Consider the following 516-nt stretch of genomic DNA (forward strand, 5'->3'; position numbering starts at 1 on the left):
CTCTACATGATAACACAAAATAGACGAGAAAGAAAGTCACAGAAGTTCCTAAAAAATAATATAATAAACGGTATTCCTCTTTTGTCTGTGGTATAATAAAAGAAAAGGCTTGCAGTAAAAGCAAGGGGGGATAAAGATGGAAAAGCGACAAGATAGACGGTCTCATGGTCCTATTTTTGGATTGTTGAAGAGTAGTGTTGGTTTCTTTAGGAATTATAAATCTTGGACAAATGCTCAGTTCATTACGGTGTTGCTACTTGCAGTTACCTTGTCTATGGGGCTGAACTTGTTGGCCCAAGCAGTACAAGGTAACAAGGAAACAAGTCCGAGTGGTCAAACAGTTGATTCTGCTCAGACGTCTAGTCAGTCTAAGGAAAATCAGTCTGATGAAACGACAGCTCGTATCATGGCAAATGGTGACCTTCTCTACCATATTCCTATCTACCGAACAGCTCTGAAAGAAGATGGAACCTATGATTTCCATGAAAATTTTGAGTATGTAAAACCCTGGCTCAA

Annotated in this window: 1 pseudogene; it reads left to right on the plus strand. The window is 39.1% G+C overall.

Features of this window, described 5'->3' with window-relative positions:
* Positions 1 to 136: 136 nt before the first annotated feature.
* Positions 137 to 516: pseudogene (locus D8863_RS10960) on the plus strand (CapA family protein); the annotation flags it as partial.

It is taken from the genome of Streptococcus oralis, from assembly GCF_003943825.1.
In the GTDB taxonomy this organism is placed as follows: Bacteria; Bacillota; Bacilli; order Lactobacillales; family Streptococcaceae; genus Streptococcus; species Streptococcus oralis_CD.